The sequence below is a fragment of the Nocardia sp. NPDC060259 genome, from assembly GCF_042728775.1.
GTDB lineage: Bacteria > Actinomycetota > Actinomycetes > Mycobacteriales > Mycobacteriaceae > Nocardia.
The window spans coordinates 1-17,676 of sequence record NZ_JBHXAY010000128.1 but is presented as its reverse complement, the minus strand read 5'-3'; the positions used below and the strand labels follow the sequence as shown (position 1 = coordinate 17,676).

At 68.8% G+C, this 17,676-nt stretch carries 17 protein-coding genes; 8 read left to right on the top strand and 9 right to left on the bottom strand.

Features of this window, described 5'->3' with window-relative positions:
* Positions 1 to 38: 38 nt before the first annotated feature.
* Positions 39 to 203: a hypothetical protein gene (locus ACFWF2_RS30075; RefSeq protein WP_379310843.1), complete on the bottom strand. Its 165-nt coding sequence runs from the start codon at positions 201 to 203 to the stop codon at positions 39 to 41.
* 161 nt (positions 204 to 364) lie between these two features.
* Between ACFWF2_RS30075 and coaE the strand changes: the two genes are divergently transcribed.
* Both coaE and ACFWF2_RS30065 read left to right on the top strand, forming a co-directional pair.
* Complete coding sequence (gene coaE / locus ACFWF2_RS30070) at positions 365 to 1,570, top strand: dephospho-CoA kinase (RefSeq protein WP_379310841.1); 1,206 nt, start codon at positions 365 to 367, stop codon at positions 1,568 to 1,570.
* A 119-nt stretch (positions 1,571 to 1,689) separates the two neighbouring features.
* The gene (locus tag ACFWF2_RS30065) at positions 1,690 to 2,121 is read left to right on the top strand and encodes a hypothetical protein (protein WP_378853664.1); all 432 of its coding nucleotides are present in this window, start codon (positions 1,690 to 1,692) and stop codon (positions 2,119 to 2,121) included.
* A 53-nt stretch (positions 2,122 to 2,174) separates the two neighbouring features.
* On the opposite strand, the gene ACFWF2_RS30060 is transcribed toward ACFWF2_RS30065, so the two are convergent.
* Positions 2,175 to 2,675: a DUF402 domain-containing protein gene (locus ACFWF2_RS30060; RefSeq protein WP_379310842.1), complete on the bottom strand. Its 501-nt coding sequence runs from the start codon at positions 2,673 to 2,675 to the stop codon at positions 2,175 to 2,177.
* A gap of 59 nt (positions 2,676 to 2,734) precedes the next feature.
* Positions 2,735 to 3,355 carry a DUF402 domain-containing protein gene (locus tag ACFWF2_RS30055; RefSeq protein WP_379310840.1) on the bottom strand — a complete coding sequence of 207 codons (621 nt, stop codon included), beginning with the start codon at positions 3,353 to 3,355 and terminating at the stop codon, positions 2,735 to 2,737.
* 403 nt (positions 3,356 to 3,758) lie between these two features.
* On the opposite strand from ACFWF2_RS30055, the gene uvrB reads away from it, so the two are divergent.
* Complete coding sequence (gene uvrB / locus ACFWF2_RS30050; RefSeq protein ID WP_379310839.1) at positions 3,759 to 5,939, top strand: excinuclease ABC subunit UvrB; 2,181 nt, start codon at positions 3,759 to 3,761, stop codon at positions 5,937 to 5,939.
* A gap of 128 nt (positions 5,940 to 6,067) precedes the next feature.
* On the opposite strand, the gene ACFWF2_RS30045 is transcribed toward uvrB, so the two are convergent.
* Entirely contained in the window at positions 6,068 to 6,535 is a 468-nt protein-coding gene (locus ACFWF2_RS30045; protein ID WP_379310837.1) for a VOC family protein, read from the bottom strand.
* Between the two features lie 92 nt (positions 6,536 to 6,627).
* On the opposite strand from ACFWF2_RS30045, the gene ACFWF2_RS30040 reads away from it, so the two are divergent.
* The 3 genes from ACFWF2_RS30040 to ACFWF2_RS30030 all read left to right on the top strand — a co-directional run bounded on the left by ACFWF2_RS30040 (position 6,628) and on the right by ACFWF2_RS30030 (position 8,721).
* On the top strand, positions 6,628 to 7,440 hold the full coding sequence (locus tag ACFWF2_RS30040) for a DUF6597 domain-containing transcriptional factor (RefSeq protein WP_379310836.1): 813 nt from the start codon (positions 6,628 to 6,630) through the stop codon (positions 7,438 to 7,440).
* A gap of 127 nt (positions 7,441 to 7,567) precedes the next feature.
* Positions 7,568 to 7,999: a hypothetical protein gene (locus tag ACFWF2_RS30035; RefSeq protein WP_379310835.1), complete on the top strand. Its 432-nt coding sequence runs from the start codon at positions 7,568 to 7,570 to the stop codon at positions 7,997 to 7,999.
* A 269-nt stretch (positions 8,000 to 8,268) separates the two neighbouring features.
* A complete protein-coding gene (locus ACFWF2_RS30030) occupies positions 8,269 to 8,721 on the top strand; it encodes a universal stress protein (protein ID WP_379038837.1) in 453 nt (150 codons plus the stop codon).
* Positions 8,722 to 8,792: 71 nt separating this feature from the next.
* Here the strand turns inward: ACFWF2_RS30030 and ACFWF2_RS30025 are convergent, their stop codons facing one another.
* From ACFWF2_RS30025 to ACFWF2_RS30015, 3 genes are read right to left on the bottom strand one after another with little or no spacing between them, the layout of a single operon-like run.
* A complete protein-coding gene (locus ACFWF2_RS30025) occupies positions 8,793 to 11,054 on the bottom strand; it encodes a HelD family protein (RefSeq protein ID WP_379310834.1) in 2,262 nt (753 codons plus the stop codon).
* A gap of 42 nt (positions 11,055 to 11,096) precedes the next feature.
* Positions 11,097 to 11,408 carry an antibiotic biosynthesis monooxygenase family protein gene (locus ACFWF2_RS30020; RefSeq protein WP_379310833.1) on the bottom strand — a complete coding sequence of 104 codons (312 nt, stop codon included), beginning with the start codon at positions 11,406 to 11,408 and terminating at the stop codon, positions 11,097 to 11,099.
* Positions 11,409 to 11,421: 13 nt separating this feature from the next.
* Positions 11,422 to 12,759 carry a diguanylate cyclase domain-containing protein gene (locus tag ACFWF2_RS30015; RefSeq protein WP_379310832.1) on the bottom strand — a complete coding sequence of 446 codons (1,338 nt, stop codon included), beginning with the start codon at positions 12,757 to 12,759 and terminating at the stop codon, positions 11,422 to 11,424.
* Positions 12,760 to 12,891: 132 nt separating this feature from the next.
* Between ACFWF2_RS30015 and ACFWF2_RS30010 the strand changes: the two genes are divergently transcribed.
* A complete protein-coding gene (locus ACFWF2_RS30010; RefSeq protein ID WP_379310831.1) occupies positions 12,892 to 14,037 on the top strand; it encodes a beta-ketoacyl synthase N-terminal-like domain-containing protein in 1,146 nt (381 codons plus the stop codon).
* Between the two features lie 10 nt (positions 14,038 to 14,047).
* Here ACFWF2_RS30010 and ACFWF2_RS30005 read toward each other — a convergent pair whose 3' ends face one another.
* Positions 14,048 to 15,874 (bottom strand): GAF domain-containing protein, encoded by a 1,827-nt coding sequence (locus ACFWF2_RS30005; RefSeq protein WP_379310830.1) that lies wholly within the window; start codon positions 15,872 to 15,874, stop codon positions 14,048 to 14,050.
* A gap of 141 nt (positions 15,875 to 16,015) precedes the next feature.
* Between ACFWF2_RS30005 and ACFWF2_RS30000 the strand changes: the two genes are divergently transcribed.
* Positions 16,016 to 16,795: a sigma 54 modulation/S30EA ribosomal C-terminal domain-containing protein gene (locus tag ACFWF2_RS30000; protein WP_379310829.1), complete on the top strand. Its 780-nt coding sequence runs from the start codon at positions 16,016 to 16,018 to the stop codon at positions 16,793 to 16,795.
* Positions 16,796 to 16,798: 3 nt separating this feature from the next.
* Here ACFWF2_RS30000 and ACFWF2_RS29995 read toward each other — a convergent pair whose 3' ends face one another.
* Positions 16,799 to 17,431 (bottom strand): response regulator transcription factor, encoded by a 633-nt coding sequence (locus ACFWF2_RS29995; RefSeq protein WP_189034038.1) that lies wholly within the window; start codon positions 17,429 to 17,431, stop codon positions 16,799 to 16,801.
* Between the last annotated feature and the right edge of the window lie 245 nt (positions 17,432 to 17,676).

The following is a 17,676-nucleotide window of genomic DNA, read 5'->3' as shown; positions in this document are numbered from 1 at the left end:
TCTGAGTGAAACAAGTAACCGGCGGCCATACTTTTTATTTATCGCATCGCGGCGAAACTGTGTCTGGCGGGGAAGACCAGGGCGGTGAACCAGGAGCGTCGGTATTCGGCGAGAGTCGCTGCGACGGCGGGGTATTCGATGCAGTGCACACCGCCGGGCATGCCCAGGCGGTGGCGAGCCGTCCGGTGGTCTCTGGTGCCCATGATCATCCTTCGGTAGCTGGAGCTTGGCCTTCTCGCCTCGGCGAACATTAATCCACCCGGCGCGCCCGGCCCCGGATTTTGCGCCGGTCGGCGCGTGGGCGTGTCGGAAAGAATCCGACGGAGCGGACCGTGGCGCGACGCCGTCTGCGAGACTGGGCGCCATGTTGCGGATCGGCCTCACCGGAGGCATGGGAGCGGGTAAATCCACAGTGGCGCGGACCCTGGTCGAGTGCGGGGCGGTGCTGATCGACTCCGACGCGATCGCCCGTGAGGTCGTCGCGCCTGGCACGCCGGGTCTGGCCGCGCTGGTCGAGGCGTTCGGCGCGGGCATCCTCGCCGCCGACGGCAGCCTGGACCGGCCCGCGCTGGCCGCGGTGGCCTTCGCCGACGACGAGTCCAGGGGCACGCTCAACGCCATCACCCATCCGCTGGTCGGTGCCCGCACCGCCGAGCTGATCGGCGCCGCGCCCGCGGACGCGATTGTCGTGCAAGACATTCCGCTGCTGGTGGAGAACGGGCTCGCGCCGCTGATGCAGCTGGTCCTTGTCGTCGGCGCCGAGGTCGAGACCCGGCTGCGCAGGCTGGTGGAACATCGCGGGGTCGCCGAGGCCGACGCGCGGACCAGGATCGCCGCGCAGGCCACCGACGAGCAGCGGCACGCGGTCGCCGATGTCTGGTTGGACAACAACGGCACCCCCGAGGTCGTCGAGGCACAGGTGCGGGCGCTGTGGGCGGACCGGCTGGTGCCGTTCGAACGCAATCAGCGCGAAGGGGTACGTGCCAGGGCCGGCTACCACCTGGTGCCCGCCGACCCGGAATGGGGCGCCGAGGCGCGGCGGATCATCGCCCGGCTGCACCTGGTGTGCGGCGCGTCGGCGGTGCGGATCGACCATGTCGGGTCCACCGCGGTGCACGGCCTGCCCGCCAAGGACATCATCGATATCCAGGTGACGGTGGCCGATATGACCACCGCCGAGTCGCTGGCCGAGGCGCTCGCCGGCGCGGGGTTCCCGCTCGCGCCCCAGGCCACCCACGACAACCCGAAGCCGACACCCGGTGACCCCGACGGCACCGACCTGGCTCGCTGGGGAAAGCGCTTGCACGGCAACGCCGATCCCGCGCGCCCGGCGAACATCCATCTGCGCGTGCAGGATTCGCCAGGACAGCGGTTCGCGCTCGACCTGCGTGATTGGCTGCGCGCCGACGCGGACGCCAGGGACGCGTACCTGACGGTCAAGCGCGAGGCCGAGCAGGCGGCCGCGGGCAAGGCCGGTGACGCGGCGGGCGAGGCCTACTACGCGGTGAAGGAACCGTGGTTCGACGCCGTCTATCCGGTGGTCACCGAGTGGGCTCAGGCGCGCGTCTGACCCGAGATCAATCTGTTAAACATCAATGTTTCAAAAAGCGGCCGAGCGGCGTCGCGCGCTGTGTACATTGTGCCGAGTCACCAGGCGGTGACTCGGTTCACAGGGAAGTTGTAGCGCGTATGACAACACATCATCGTCGGTTCGGCCGTGCGGGCTTCGGTATCACCGCATTCGGCGCCGTCGCCGCCAGCATCGTGCTGGCCGCCCCGCAGGCCTCGGCCTGGGTCGGCAACCTGACTGTGGCGGGCAGCGACCACAAGGTCGGGTGCAGTTACAAGCTGACCGCCAGTGTCGAGGTAGACCGGCTGACCTCGGTGAAGTTCACCGACAACGGTGTCGACATTCCGGGCAGCCCGGTGTCGCCGTCGCTGCTCTCGGGCACGGTGAGCATCACCTGGAAGCCCACCACGGCGGGTCAGCACAAGCTCGAGGCGCGTCAGCTGCTGATCAGCGACTCGATCACCGTCACCGTGGGCGAGGCCGCCGCGACCGGCAGCGCGGGCTGCGGCGGCGGTCTGGCGGATCTGTTCCCGAGCCTGTCGGCCGGCTGATCCGATCGGCGACCGCCCGGACCTTCTGCCGAAGGTCCGGGTGGTTCGTCGTTTCAGCGCCAGGTCAGGGTCATACCGAGGGTGGTGAGCCAGCCCTCTAGCGAGTGGCCGTGCGCGGCCATCCCGGCGATCGCCGCGGTCGCGTGTGCGATCGCGGCCTGGCATTGCGCCGTGTCCAGCAGGCCGTCGACGTGGGCGGCCAGCAATTCGTCGACGTCGACCAGCTCGACCTCGCGACCAGTGCGCACCAGCAGATCCAGGTAGTGGTCGACCGATTTCCACAGCGTGGCCGATTCCCTGGTGAACGCGCCGACGTCGACGTAGACGTCCTGCCACTGGTCGACACCCGGGTTGTAGTGGAATTTCGTCGCGCGCAGCGACAGCTCCGGCAGCACCCACGATTGCAGGTAGTGAAAGTTCGGATGATCGGAGTGGCGGCCCATGTACAGGCCCCACGGTTCCTCCCGGTAGACCTCGACCGGCCGGACGAACCCCTTCGGATCGGTGTTCGTCCGCGCCGCGATATCGAAGTACTCGACCTTGGGTGGATGCACGTGCACGGTGGATGCCTGCGTCATGACCGGAAAATCTACCGGTGAGCGGGCCTGCCCGCTCACATCCAGGTCAGGGTGATCTCCCGCGAGCGCAGCCACTGCTCGACATCGTGGTCGTTGGCGGCGAGGCCGTCGAGGGCGGCCGCGGCCCGCTCGAAGGCGCGATCGGCCTGGGCGGTGTCGACGTGGCCCGCGGCGTGGGCGGCCAGCAGCTCGGCCGTGCCTCGCAGGGTCGCCGACCGGCCGCGGCGGACGGCGATGTCGAGGAAGTAGTCGGTGGCCTTCCAGCGCTTGGGGCCGACCTGGACGAACTCGACGATGTCGAGGACATAGTCGTGGCTGCGGTGGTCACCGCGGCGATCGTGCGCGATGGTGGCGCGGACGGCGGGGCCGGGCAGCAGCCAGGACTCCTCGTAGCGGCCACGCGGCCGGTCGACGGTGCGGGCCAGGTACACGCCCCACGGCTGCACCTCGTACCGGTCGACGGGCCGGATGTAGCCCTTGGCATCGGTGCTGGTGAGCTCAGCCACGTCGAAGTACTCGACCCGGAGACGACCGGGCGGCGGGGCGGTGGGTGTCGCGGCGGGCGGCGGCTGCTGGCCGCGGATCTCCCGCGCGAAGTATCCGGCGAATCCGGTGACCGCCGGAGCCGCGACGAGTAGAGGAAGAAGTGCGCTCATGGCCTTGTCCTTCACCACGTGCCGATGATCAGCTCAGGGTACGCCCGGATGTGCGTCACGCACCGTGTCTGCTGAGCCGCATCGCTGTGAATATCCTTGGGACATGGGACTTTTCGGGCATGGCCCGGGAATGCTCCGAAGTAGCCGGGGCGCGGCTGGGTGATCGCCGGTACGGGCCGGACCAGGAGATGTGGTCGCGAGCGCGTGGTCGCCACGATGCTGCGGGCCCACAAGTGGCGCGGTGTTCGCGCAGGTGAGCGGCCTTCTCGATGAGCAGAAGTTCACCGGGAAGACACCGCGGCGGCGGGCGGTGGCTCGGCGTGGCGCAGGTGTGTCGCCGGATCGGGGCCGGTGCGCAGGCTGTCCGTGCGACTTGTCGGTGGTCGGGCCTAACCTGGTGTGCATGGCATTCGCAACCGAGATTCCGACGGAAGGGTATGAGGAGCGGGGGCATCCGCTGGCTCATTCCGAGCACCGGCCCGTCGGCACCATCGAGCGTGCGGGCGGACAGTTCGAGGTGGTCAGCGAGCACAAGCCCGCCGGCGACCAGCCTGCCGCCATCGCTGAGCTGGAGCGGCGGATCACCGCGGGGGAGAAGGACGTCGTCCTGCTCGGCGCCACCGGTACCGGTAAGTCGGCGACCACGGCCTGGCTGATCGAGAAGCTGCAACGGCCGACGCTGGTGATGGCGCCGAACAAGACCCTCGCCGCCCAGCTGGCCAACGAGCTGCGGGAGATGTTGCCGCACAACGCGGTCGAGTACTTCGTCTCGTACTACGACTACTACCAGCCCGAGGCCTACATCGCCCAGACCGATACCTACATCGAGAAGGACAGCTCGATCAACGACGACGTCGAGCGGCTGCGCCACTCGGCGACCTCGAGCCTGCTCTCGCGTCGCGACGTCGTCGTGGTCGCCTCGGTATCGTGCATCTACGGCCTCGGCACCCCACAGTCGTACCTGGATCGTTCGGTGCAGCTCGAGGTCGGCGGCGAGATCGACCGCGACGCGCTGCTGCGCCTGCTGGTCGACGTGCAGTACACCCGCAACGACATGGCGTTCACCCGCGGCTCGTTCCGGGTGCGCGGCGACACCGTCGAGATCATCCCGTCCTACGAGGAGCTCGCGGTCCGCATCGAGTTCTTCGGTGACGAGATCGAGGCGCTGTATTACCTGCACCCGCTCACCGGTGACGTGGTGCGCCAGGTCGACTCGCTGCGCATCTTCCCGGCCACCCACTACGTGGCTGGCCCGGAGCGGATGGAGCGCGCGGTCGCCGATATCGAGGCCGAGTTGGCCGAGCGGCTGGCCGAGCTGGACAAGCAGGGCAAGCTGCTCGAGGCGCAGCGGTTGCGTATGCGCACCGAGTACGACCTCGAGATGATTCGCCAGGTCGGGTTCTGCTCCGGCATCGAGAACTACTCGCGCCACATCGACGGCCGCCCGGCCGGGTCGGCGCCCGCCACCCTGCTGGATTACTTCCCCGACGACTTCCTGCTCGTCATCGACGAGTCGCACGTCACCGTGCCGCAGATCGGCGGCATGTTCGAAGGTGACATGTCGCGCAAGCGCAACCTGGTCGAGTTCGGTTTCCGGTTGCCGTCGGCGGTCGACAACAGGCCGCTGACCTGGGAGGAGTTCGCCGAACGGATCGGTCAGGCGGTGTACCTGTCCGCGACGCCGGGTCCGTACGAGCTCGGCCAGGTGGGCGGTGAGGTCGTCGAGCAGGTGATCCGCCCGACCGGCCTGGTCGACCCGCAGGTCGTGGTGAAGCCGACCAAAGGCCAGATCGACGATCTGGTGCACGAGATCCGCCAGCGCACCGAGCGCGACGAGCGCGTGCTGGTCACCACCCTCACCAAGAAGATGGCCGAGGACCTCACCGACTATCTGCTCGGCCTCGGCGTGCGGGTGCGCTACCTGCACTCCGAGATCGACACCCTGCGCCGGGTGGAGCTGCTGCGCCAGCTGCGTCTGGGTGAGTACGACGTGCTGGTCGGCATCAACCTGCTGCGTGAGGGCCTCGACCTGCCCGAGGTGTCGCTGGTGGCGATCCTCGACGCCGACAAGGAAGGGTTCCTGCGGTCGAGCACCAGCCTCATCCAGACCATCGGCCGCGCGGCGCGCAACGTCTCCGGCGAAGTGCACATGTACGCGGACAAGATCACCGACTCGATGCGGCACGCGATCGACGAGACCGACCGCCGCCGCGCCAAGCAGGTCGCCTACAACGCGGCCAACGGCATCGACCCGCAGCCGCTGCGCAAGAAGATCGCCGACATCCTGGACCAGGTGTACTCCGAGGCCGACGACGAAGTGGCCGTCGGTGGTTCGGGCCGCAATGTCAGCCGCGGCAGGCGCGCCCAGGGCGAGCCGGGACGCGCGGTCAGCGCGGGCATCTACGCCGAACGCGATGTGAAATCCATGCCGCGCGCGGAACTGGCCGACCTGGTCGCCTCGCTCACCGATCAGATGATGAACGCGGCGCGGGAGCTCCAGTTCGAGCTGGCGGGCCGCCTGCGCGACGAGATCGCCGACCTGAAGAAGGAACTCCGCGGCATGGACGCCGCGGGGCTCAGCTGACGATGTCGACCCGGCCACCACGGGTTTTCGGCCGCCTCGCGTCCGAGGAGCGAGACGGAACGCCGCAGGCGCAGTATCGCTCCTCGGACGCGAGGCACAAGGGGCCGAAAACCCCGCGGCGCCAGCCGCTAATAGGACTCTGCCATCCATGCGGCGATCCGGCGATCGGCTTCCTCGCGCGACATCTCCTCGATCCGGGTGATCACCGCCCACCGGTGGCCGAACGGGTCGATGACCACACCGAACCGCTCGCCGTTGACGAAAGTCTGTGGTTCCTCGGCGATGCGGGCGCCCTGGGCGATCGCGCGGGCGACCACGGCGTCGACGTCCGGGCAGTAGTGCACGATCGAGGTGTGCACCCAGTCCTCGGGCGCGCGAACGTTGTTGTCGGGCATGGGCATTCCGAGCTGGATGGTCGAATCGCCGATCAGCAGTTCCGCGTGCGCGGGCTGGCCGTCGGGCAGATCGGCCCGGCTGAGCACCTTCGCGCCGAAGACCTCGGTGTAGAAGCTGATGGCCGCGTTGCCGTCCGGCACGGCCAGGAAACAGGTGATGGAGTGGTAGCCCTCCGGGATGGGCGCAACGGGATTGGTCATGTCTTCGATCCTGGTCGAGCTGCCGTGCCCGATCTTGTAAGAAAGCGACAGATCGGATGACCGGTCGGGGCGAGGTGCCGGATCCCGGTGATATGAAAGGCATTCTGCACCCGGGCGAGCAGGCCAGGCATCGATCGCTGGACCGGCTGGCGGTCGGACCCGCACTGGCCGAATTCGCCGACCGATATTGGGTCGTGCGCTGGGATCTGCGCGGCAAGCCCGCTTATCGCGCCGAAGTCCTGTCTTTTCCGTGTGTGAATGTCACCTTCGAACGCAGCAGCACCCGCACGGGTGGATTCGTCAACGGCGTGAGCACCACGAAGTACGTCCGTGAGCTGGACGGTGAGGGGGAGACCTTCGGGATCCGGTTCCGGCCAGGCGGGTTCGGCGCGTTCACCGGCATGGATGTCGGTGCGCTGCGCGATGATTCGGCTCCGCTGACCGATGTCCTGCCTGCCGCCGCGGGACTGGCCGAACGGGTGCTGGCGGAGCCGTCCGACGCCGCGCGGACGGTCGTCGTGGAGGAGTTCTTCGCCGGTCGTGGCCGATCCGATGACCCGCAGTACGCGCTCGTGGCCGGCATCGTCGCGGCCATGGCCGACAATGCGGGCCTGACCAGGGTCGACCAGATCACCGACCGTTTCGCGGTCCCGATCCGCACTCTGCAACGGCTGTTCCGCCGCTATGTCGGCGCGGGCCCGAAATGGGTGCTGTGCCGATTCCGGTTGCAGGACGCCGCCGATCTGCTCGCACGCGGTGGCAAGCCGGATCTGGCGACGCTGGCCGCCGACCTCGGCTATTTCGATCAGGCCCATTTCAGTAGGGAATTCACCGCCGAGATCGGGATGTCGCCGTGGGAATACGCGCGTAAAGCGCGGGCGAGTGCGGTACCGACGCTGGGTTGACGGGGTGTCGAGACCCCAGAAATCGGGTATCTGAAATATCGCCATTTCGGCGGGGGACGGTGGTGTCCGTCGATAGTCTCACCGCATGCGCGGCGGTCGCTGCCGCGTGAGAGTGAGGACATCAACGGTGACAACATCTTTCCGCCGGAACGCGCGGCTGGGGCTGGCAGGCTCCGGTATCGCCACGGTCCTGACCACGGCCGCGCTCGTCGCGCCGTTCGCGCACGCCGACGCGACCCAGCGCGTCGCGGTCGAGGGATCGGATCACCAGGCAGGCTGCTCGTACACGGTCACCGCGGTCAACGTCGTCGGCTACAGCAGCAGTGACTCCGGCGCCGACGTGACCTTCTACGACAACGGCGTGGCGATCGGCACCGTCGGCGTACCCACCATCGGCAACACCACCACGACGTGGCGGCCCGCCGCCGCAGGCCGGCACGAATTGACCGCGAAAGTCGTCGGCATCAGCACCCGCTGGATCGTGCCGACCACGGTGACCGTCGCGCCATCGACCGGTACCGGCAGCGCCGCCTGCGGCCTGCCCAGTTTTTCCGGCTGATGTGAGCAAAGTCCCAGTCGCGCAGTCGTGTTGATTGTGTTGTGATCGACCACAATTTCGGTGACTCGCGGTCAGATTGTCGCAGGTGAATCTTCGCGGCTGTCGCGAAGACCACCGGTACGACGGACACCGGCGTCAACACTCCCGATGTGATCTGTTGCGATTTGTCGATAAATCGGCCTGTTTTGGCGTTAGGGTCGACCCCATTGCCGCGCTGACGCTCGATTCCCGGGTCGCTCGACGCTGGCACCGACCAAGTTGGAGGAGAGATGACCGCCTACCGGACCATTGTCGTCGGTACTGATGGCTCGGATTCGTCGTACGTCGCCGTGGAGAAGGCCGCAGCGCTCGCCGGCGACGCGGACGCGACTCTCGTGCTGGCCTGTGCCTACTTCCCGACCGACGATCGCGACGTCGCCGCCGCGGCCGACGTGCTCAAGGACGAGGCCTACCAGGTGCGTGGCTCGGCGCCGACCAACGAGATCCTGCACGTCGCCCGGGAGAAGGCCGTAGCCGCCGGTGCGAAGAACATCGTCGAGCGCGCAATCGTCGGCGAGCCGGTCGATTCGCTGCTCGACCTGATCAAGGAGACCAAGGCCGACCTGCTCGTCGTCGGTAACCGGGGCCTGAACACCCTCACCGGCCGCCTGCTCGGCTCGGTGCCCTCGGATGTGGCCCGCAAGTCGCGCTCGGACGTGCTGATCGTGCACACCGTTCGCTGATTCTGTTTCGATCAACACCTCGAGGGCGCCGCAATCGCGGCGCCCTCGAGCGGTTTTCCGGGGAGCAGCGCCTATCCCAGCGCGGACAGCACCTCGGGCAGGTCCTCGGTGTGCACGACCGCCAGCCGCTGGGTCGCGCGGGTGAGCGCCACGTAGAGATCGTTGAGGCCGCGCGGTGATTCGTCCAGGATCGTCTGTGGTTCCGCCAGATACACCCGGTCGAACTCGAGGCCCTTCGCGTCGTGCACGGTCAGCACCTGCACCGATTCACCGGCCAGCGCGGACAGCTCGGGCACGAGCGCCGCGGGCGCGAGTACCGCGCTGGTGCCGGGTCCGTGTTCGGCTTCGAGCAGCCGGGCCAGTTCGCCTGCCACCTCGTCGGGCCGAACCCGGTGTGCGCGCGGGGGATTGCCGGAGTCGCGGACCGAGCGCGGCACCTGCACGCCCGGGTCGATCGCGGCCAGGACATCGGCGGCGACGGCCATGATCTCGGCCGGGGTGCGGTAGTTCACCGTGAGCTCGGTGAGCTTCCAGCGTTGCGCCACATACGGTTCCAGCACCCGCTGCCACGACGACGCGCCGGCGGGATCACCGGTCTGGGCGACATCGCCGACCACCGTGATCCACCGGTTCGGGATGCGTCGCATCACCATCCGCCACGCCATCTGCGACAGTTCCTGCGCCTCGTCGACGATCACGTGCCCGTAGGTCCAGGTGCGGTCGCCCGCGGCGCGCTCGGCGGTGGTCTGCCGGTTGCCGAATTCCTGGCGCTGGGCCAGCTGGGAGGCGTCGATGAGGTCGTAGGCCATCAGGATCTCGGGGTCGAGCTCGTCCTCGATGTCCTGCGGCGCCGAACCGGTGAGGATGTCGAGGGCGTCCTGCGCCTCGGCCAGCTGGGCGCGCCAGCGGCGACGGGCGCGCTCGCGTTCCTCGGTGTCGTCCACGCCGAGCAGTTCGGCCAGCTCGTCGAGCAGCGGTGCGTCGGCGGCGCCGAACGTACCGTCGTCGTCGCGCACCAGCTCGGCCCGGTCCTCGGGGCTCAGCGTCTTGGCGGCGCGGTCGAGACGGGCGGGATCGGCGAGCAGGTCGGCCAGCACATCCTGCGGCGACAGGATCGGCCACAACGCGGTGATCGCGGCCTGGACCTGCGGATCGGCGCGCATCTCGTCGCCGATCTCGCTGAGGTCGGCCGAGCTGAGCAGGCTCGTCCCGCCGGACAGGTCGGCGCCCATGGTGGCCGCCAGCTGATCGGTGAGAGCGTCGATCACCGAGGACGCGAAGATCGGCCTGGCCAGATTGTGCGGGCGCCGCGACGACCTGGCCCGGCCGCGGGCCTTGGTCGCGATCTTGCGGTCCAGCGTGACCGGGTAGCCGTCGAAGGTGAGCCGCACCGGCTCCGACGGCACTTCCTGACGATCACGCACCGCCTGCTTGAGCACCTCGAGCATGTCGAGCGAGCCCTTGATCTCGCCGGCGCGCAGCGAATCCTCCCTGACCGCCTTGACCCCGGGGTACAGGTCGCCGATGGTGGACAGCAGCACGCCGGTCTCACCGAGCGAGGGCAGCACCTGGCCGATGTAGTCGAGGAAGGTGGCGTTCGGGCCGATGATCAGCACGCCGCTCTTGGCCAGCTGCTGACGGTAGGTGTAGAGCAGGTAGGCGGCGCGATGCAGCGCGACCGCGGTCTTGCCGGTGCCCGGTCCGCCCTGCACGACGAGCACGCTCTTGTGCTCGGAGCGGATGATCGCGTCCTGCTCGCTCTGGATCGTCTCGACGATGTCGTTCATGTGCCCGGTGCGGGCGGCGTTGAGCGCCGACAGCAGCGCGCTCTCGCCGCCGACGCCGTCGTCCTCACCGACGACGCCGTCGCGTTCGGCGGCGCGCAGATCCAGGTACTCGTCGTTGATCGCGGTGACCGCGCGGTTGCGCGAACGGATGTGCCTGCGGCGGACAACGTCCTCGGGGTTGGCGGTGGTCGCCAGGTAGAACGGGCGAGCCAGGGGAGCGCGCCAGTCCAGCAGCAGCGGCTCGTAGTCGTTGTCCTCGTCGAGGATGCCGAGCCTGCCGATGTAGCGGGACTCGGGCTCGCTGCCGTCCAGGTCGATCCGGCCGAAGCACAGACCGTGCTCGGCGGCGTCGTATTTGGCCAGGTCCTCGCTGTAGAGCTGGGTGAACGACTCGCGTTCACTGCGTGCCTGCGGGGTGCCGCCGGACTCCAGCAGCACGGTCTTCAGCCGGTTCTGCGCATAGTCGCGCATGCCGTCGAGCCGGTCGTAGAGCACCGAGAGGTACTGCTGTTCCGCGGCGCGTTCATCGGCGAGGCGGTCGGGCAAAACAGGACTCCTTTGTCACCGGCGAGAACAGAGTTGTCGAGTCTACTCGGCGAACAGATCGTCACCGACGATCGGCGTGAAGTGCTCGACCACGGGAAACGGATCGTAGAAGTGATGCAACAGCGCGCGCCAGCGCTGATATTCCGGCGATCCGCGGAAACCCTCGGTGTGGTCGGTCAGCCGCGCCCAGCGCACCAGCAGCAGATAGCTGTCGGGACGTTCGACGCACTTCGACAGCGACAGCCCGCCGAAACCGGGCATCGACGCGATGATCGGATACGCCTGCGCGAACGCGGCCTCGAAGGCATCGGCGAGTCCGGGGCGCACGGGCAGCACGGCGTGTTCGACGATCACGCCGACCAGTCTGTCAGGAGGCGTGGGTGTTGTTCGAGCGACGATTCTGACCGAGACCGAGGTCACGATGGCCCGAGGGCTTGTCCCGGTACATCGCCAGGTCGGCGTCGTGCAGGACGGCCTCGGGAGTGCGGAGTTCGTGCGGGCCGAGCTCGGTGACGCCGATCGAGGCGCTCACCTCCAGCCGGTGCCCGCGGGCGATGATCGGCTCGGCCATCGTGGTGCGCAGCCGCTCGATCAGTCCGGGCAGGTCGGCACGGTGCGGATGTCCGGCGAGCAGCACCAGGAATTCGTCGCCGCCGAGCCTGCCGACCAGGTCCTCGGCGCGCAGCGCGCGCTGCAATCGCTGGGCGACGATCTGCAGCACCGTGTCACCGATCGCGTGACCGAGGGTGTCGTTGATCGCCTTGAAGCCGTCGAGATCGATGAACAGCACCGTGGTGACCAGGCTGCCGTCCTCGTCGGCCAGCGCCGCCGAGAGCTGCGACAGGATCAGCGAGCGGTTGGCCAGCCCGGTCAGCGCGTCGTGGGTGGCCTGGTATTCGAGCTGGCGCCTGCTGGCCCTGAACTCGGTGATGTCGGCGAAGGAGGACACCCCGGAGGAATCCGGGCTGTCCGGGTTGAGCAGCCTGCAGTTACACGACAACCACACCTGCGTGCCGTCGGTGTGTTCGACGCCGAAGATGTACTGGGTGACGGCCTCGCCGGTCGCGAGGGTGTGCGCCATCGGATGCCGGGCCTTCGGCAGCGGCTGCCCGTTGCGGTCGATCAAGGCCACGGGCAGTTCGTCGATGCTGCGGCCGACCAACGGCGTCGCGTCGTCGATGCCGAGTATCCGTTTGCCCGCCGGATTGATCGACTCCAGCCGACCGCGCCGATCGATGACGAGCACGCCCTCCTCCAGCTGCGACACCACCGTGGTGAAGTGCGCTTCGGCCCGCCGCGCCGACGCCTCGGCGGCCCGCTGGGCGGTCAGATCGTGCACGACCACCTGGTAGGCGAGTTTGTCCTGCCACGCGGTGAGCACCGACACCGTCTGGACCGGCACCGTGCGGCCGTCCATGCGGACCAGGTCCATCTCGGTGGGCGGTGAGGCCGCGCCCTCGGCGGTCAGCTGATCGATCCGCGCGAGCATCGCGGGGATCGAATCGGGATCGACGAACCGGACAATCGGCATTCCGAGCAGGTCGGCGGCCGAGCCAGCGCCGAGCAGTCGCACCATCGCGGGATTGACGAAGACGACGGTGCCCGCCTCGTGCACACAGATCGCGTCCGGCGTGTGTTCGACCAGCGAGCGGTACCGCTGCGCGAGCTGCTCGGCGCTCGCCGCGTCGGTATTGGCTTCTCCCACTGCGATACCCCCGATCTCGACCTGGTCTGGCGATGGCGAACAGGACTATTGTGGTGAGCCTCCCTGAGATCCGCGAGGAGCGATGTGAAATCGGACGTGCTTCCCGGCGGCATGGTCCACCGTCTCGATTCTATGTCGATCGCAGGCATAGGTGTTGTCTCCGGCTACGGCTGGGGCCGCGAAGAGTTGTGGCAGGGGGTGATGGGCGGGAAACCGGCCGCCCGCCTGTACCCCGGTTACGGCCCCGAACGCGATCAGCACGCCTGGGTGGGCAGGCTACCCGACGGTGGTGATCCTGCTCACGGTTCCGGTCTGTTCGGGCGCGCCGTGTACGCGGCGGCCGCCGAGGCGGTGGCCGATGCGCAGGCCCGCGGCTGGCGCGGGCAAGGCCGGACGGTCGGCCTGGTGCACGCGTTCACCCTGGGCGATGTCGCCGACTGGCGCGACTTCTATCTGGTCGATCACGGCCACCGGCGTTCCCGTGACTACCTGCGGTTGCTGCCGTCGACCCCCATCTCGGTGGTCATGCAGGAGTTCGGTTTCCACGGTCCCGCGATGAACGTGTCCGCCGCGTGCAGTTCGGGTACCGCCGGGATGCTCACCGCGAAGATGTGGCGCGACGCGGGCATGGTCGACGACGTGCTGTGCATCGCCACCGACATCTCGGCGACGCCCGACATGCTCGAGCACTTCGTCCGGTTGGGCGCCGCGGTCGCCGACGCCGACCCGTTCACCGCGTGCAGACCGTTCCAGGACGACACCCTGGGCTTCACCATCGCGGAGGCCTCGGTGGCCTTCCTGCTCTCCGACGCCGTCGACACGCCCTATGCCGGGATCCTGGGCGGCGCGATGACCAACGATGCCTTCCACGTCGTCTCGGTCGAGCCCACCCATGCCCAGCTCATCGCCTGCGCCCAGCGCGCGCTGACCGTGGCGGGGATCGACGCCGCCGACGTGCAGTACGTCAACGCCCACGCCACCGGCACCAGGCAATGCGACGCGGCCGAACGTGCCGTCCTGACCGCCGTTTTCGGCGATCGCCCCGTGATCACCGCGCTCAAGCCGCTCACCGGGCACTGCCAGGGCGCGTCCGCGGCCGTCGAGGTCGCGGTGATCGCGCTGTCCTACGAGCGCGGCATCGCCGTGTCGGCGCCGGTCATGGCGCCGGCGCACCCGCGGCTGCTCGACGGGCCCGCCCCGATGACCGGCGGATTCACGGTGAAACTGTCGATGGGCATGGGCGGCAACAACGCCGCCGTCGTCCTCGGGCCCGGCTGAACCGCCGGGCTCAGTCGCCCTCGCCCCCGTCCGGCCCACCGGCCAGCGCGTACCCGCCGGTGCTCGGCGAGTCCTGGGGCAGCGGCACCGCCCAGCGCAGCTGGGTTCCCGGCATCTCCGGGTGATTGCCGTCGGCGTCGGGGCGCTGCGCGGGCCCGATGTCGAAGTGCCCGCCCGCCTCCTCGGCCCGCTGCTCGAGGTTGCGCAGCCCGCTGCGGATCACGTGATTGGGGATGCCCCAGCCGTTGTCGCTGACGGTGATCGTCAGATCGTCGGCCACGTCGATGACGATCGCGACCGTATCGGCCCCGGAATGGCGCACCGCGTTGCTCACCGCCTCGCGGACCACGGCCTCGGCATGGTCGGCCAGCTGTGGATCGAGCACCGACAGGGGACCCGACACCTGGATCGTCGCCCGCAACGCGATGTCGGCGGTCTGGCGCCGGATCGCCAGCTCGAGGCGCTGCTGCAGCCCCGCGCTGTGGTCGGGACCGCTGGCGTGCAGGTCGAAGATGGAGGTCCTGATCTCCTGCACCACTTCCTGCAGATCCATGATGACCGTCGAGAGACGTTGCCGCACTTCGGGAACCACTGCCTTGGGCATGGTCGCCTGCACCGTCAGGCCGATCGCGAACAAGCGCTGGATCACGTGGTCGTGCAGATCGCGGGCGATGCGGTCGCGATCGGCGACGATATCGAGTTCGCGCATCCGCCGCTGGGCGTCGGCCAGCCGGACCGCGAGCGCGGCCTGATCGCAGAACGCCGCCGTCAGCTCCATCATCTCGTCGGAATACGGGGCGAAGCCGGGCGGCCGGATCGTCACCAGCACACCGAGCGTCGCGTCGGGGGTGCACAGCGGCAACACGAGAGCAGGCCCGGCGCCGGGTGATTCGGCGTCGGCGAACTCCACGCCGAGCGTCGCCGTCGACATGTCGTCGAAGCGCAGCGGCGTGCGCCTGCTGAACGCGTCACCCAGCGCGGTGCCCGCGATCGGGACCGTCTGCCAGTCCTGTCCGGCATCGGGTCCGGTCCATTGCGTGATCACCAATTCCGAGATCTCGCCGGGTAATTCGTCCGGCACCGGCACCGAGGCCAGGAACGCCTGATGCGATCCGGTCAGGCCGCGGGCGTGATCGACCACATGCGCCAGCACCCGATCCGATTCGGTGCCTGCCAGGAATTCCGTCGCGATATCGCGCGTCGCTTCGATCCATGCCTGCCGGGTGCGCGCCTGTTCGTAGAGGCGCGCGTTGTCGACCGCGATTCCCGCCGCGGCCGCCAGTGCCAGGACGAGGACCTCGTCCTCCTCGGTGAACGGCTGACCGTCGAATTTCTCGGTCAGATACAGGCTGCCGAAGACCTCGTCCCGAATGCGCACGGGCACACCGAGAAACGTGTGCATCGGCGGATGGCCCGCCGGGAAACCCACCGACGAGGCGTGCTCGGTGAGATCGTCCAGCCGCAGCGGGGCTTTCTCCGCGAACACCGCACCGAGCACGCCGTGGCCCGCGGGTAATCGCGCGATCCGGTTCCTGATCTGGTCGGGCATGCCCTCGTCGATGAACTGCGAGACCTGCCGATCGTGGCCGCGCACCGCGAGCGCGCCGTAGCGGGCGTCGACCAGGTTCATCGCCGTGCGCACGATCGTGCGCAGCGTTTCGTCCAGGTCGAGGCCCGCTGTGACCGTCAGCATGGCCTCGACCAGGCCGTCCATCCGATCGCGCGAGCCGATCATCACCTCGACCCGGTCGGCCACCTCGCCGAGCAGCGCGCGTAATCGCTGCTGCGACACGGTCCGGCCCACCGAATAGCGGCCATTCCGACCGTCATTCGCCATCGCCGTATCCCGTCGCCGCATCACCCCAACCGTCGAACGCAAAGTCTAGTCCGCAATGTGGGGACTTTCGGCCCTTCACTCGCACGGAGGGGAATGGTGGCATAGGGCACCGGGAAAAGGGATCGAGAAGTGGGGCAAGTGATGAATTCGTTGTCGACGACCCAGCACTGGACGACCGCCGCGGACCCGGAGCTCGCGGTGACCACCCGCGGCGAGGTACCACCGCAAGATGTCACCCGCGCTGTCCGCGCCATCACCCGCGTGATGCGCAGGCACCACCTAGACAGTCCGGCCCGCGTGCGCGTCACCGCGCCGCAGGGCTCCGACGAGCCGACCCTGGTGCAGGCCAACATCAGGACCAACGACACGCTCACCCGCGTGCAGGTCACCGGACCGGGCGGCTTCGCCGTCACCTTCGCCGCCGAGCGCCTCGACCGTCAGCTGGCCCGGCGCGCGGGCAAGGAAGCGCGCGGCGCGTGGCCGGACCCGGCGCGGCGCCCGCTCGCCCAGATCACCGAGACAAGGCCGATCATCCGCCGCAAGGACTGTGCGCTGATGACCGGTACCCCGCTGGAAGCCAGCACCGTGCTCGACGCGATGGACTACGACGCCTACCTGTTCACCGACGCCCAGACCGGCGAGGACGCGATCGTCACCTGGGCCGATCCGCACGGCGTCAGTCTGGCCAGGCAGCGGCACACCGCCGCGGCGGGGGATTCGGCCGAGCTGCCGCTCACCGCCAGCGCGATGCCGGTCCGCGTCGTCCAGGACGCCGCGCCGGTCTACGCCGAGGACGAGGCATCCGACGTGCTGTGCACCGGCGGCCTGCCGTATCTGTTCTTCACCGACAGCCACACCGGCCGCGGCAACCTGCTCTACCGCCGCTACGACGGCGACCTCACCATCGTCGTCCCCTCCTGAGCTTTACGGCTCGCGCAGCTTGGTCGCCAGGACGGCGGCCTGGGTGCGGCGTTCGACGCCGAGCTTGGCCAGCAGGCGGGAGACGTAGTTCTTCACCGTCTTCTCGGCCAGGAACATCCGCGCGGCGATCTGCCGGTTGGTGAGTCCCTCGCCGAGCAGCTCGAGTAATCGGCGTTCCTGCTCGGTGAGCCCGGCCAGCGCGCCGGAGGGTTCGGTGCTGCGGCGCAGCCGGGCGCGCAACGCGTCGGCCGCGCGGGTGTCGAGCAGGGAGTGACCGGCGCCGACCTGTTTGATCGCGTCGGCCAGCTTCATCCCGTCGATGTTCTTCACCACATAGCCGCTGGCACCGGCCAGGATGGCGTCGAGCATGGCGTGCTCGTCGGAGAACGAGGTGAGGATCAGGCAGTGCAGGTCGTCGAACTCGGCCAGCAGATTGCGGCACAGTTCGATGCCGTTGCCGTCGGGCAGGCGCACGTCCAGGACCGCGACGTCGGGCCTGGCCTCGCGAATGCGCACCATCGCCTCGGCGACACCACCCGCCTGACCGATCACCGTGAGTTCTGGATCACCTTCGAGCAGGTCGATCAACCCGCGCCGCACGATCTCGTGGTCGTCGACCAGGAACACCTCGAGCACGCCGGCTCCTTCATCATGTCGATCGCCCCACCCCTGCCGACAAACATAATCCGTCTGCCGAAATAGTGGGCGCAGACCGGGAACTCGGCCACCACGCCCCGACCTCGAGGAGGGGCAGGCCGCGCAGCGGCCGTCCCGCCGGTCAGGCGCCGTTGGGTAGGCGACGAAGGAGCCACCAACCGTGGCAGTCCCGCGGGGCAGGCGGGGGCGCGCCCCCCAGCGCGCCCGCCCGCAGACAAATGTGT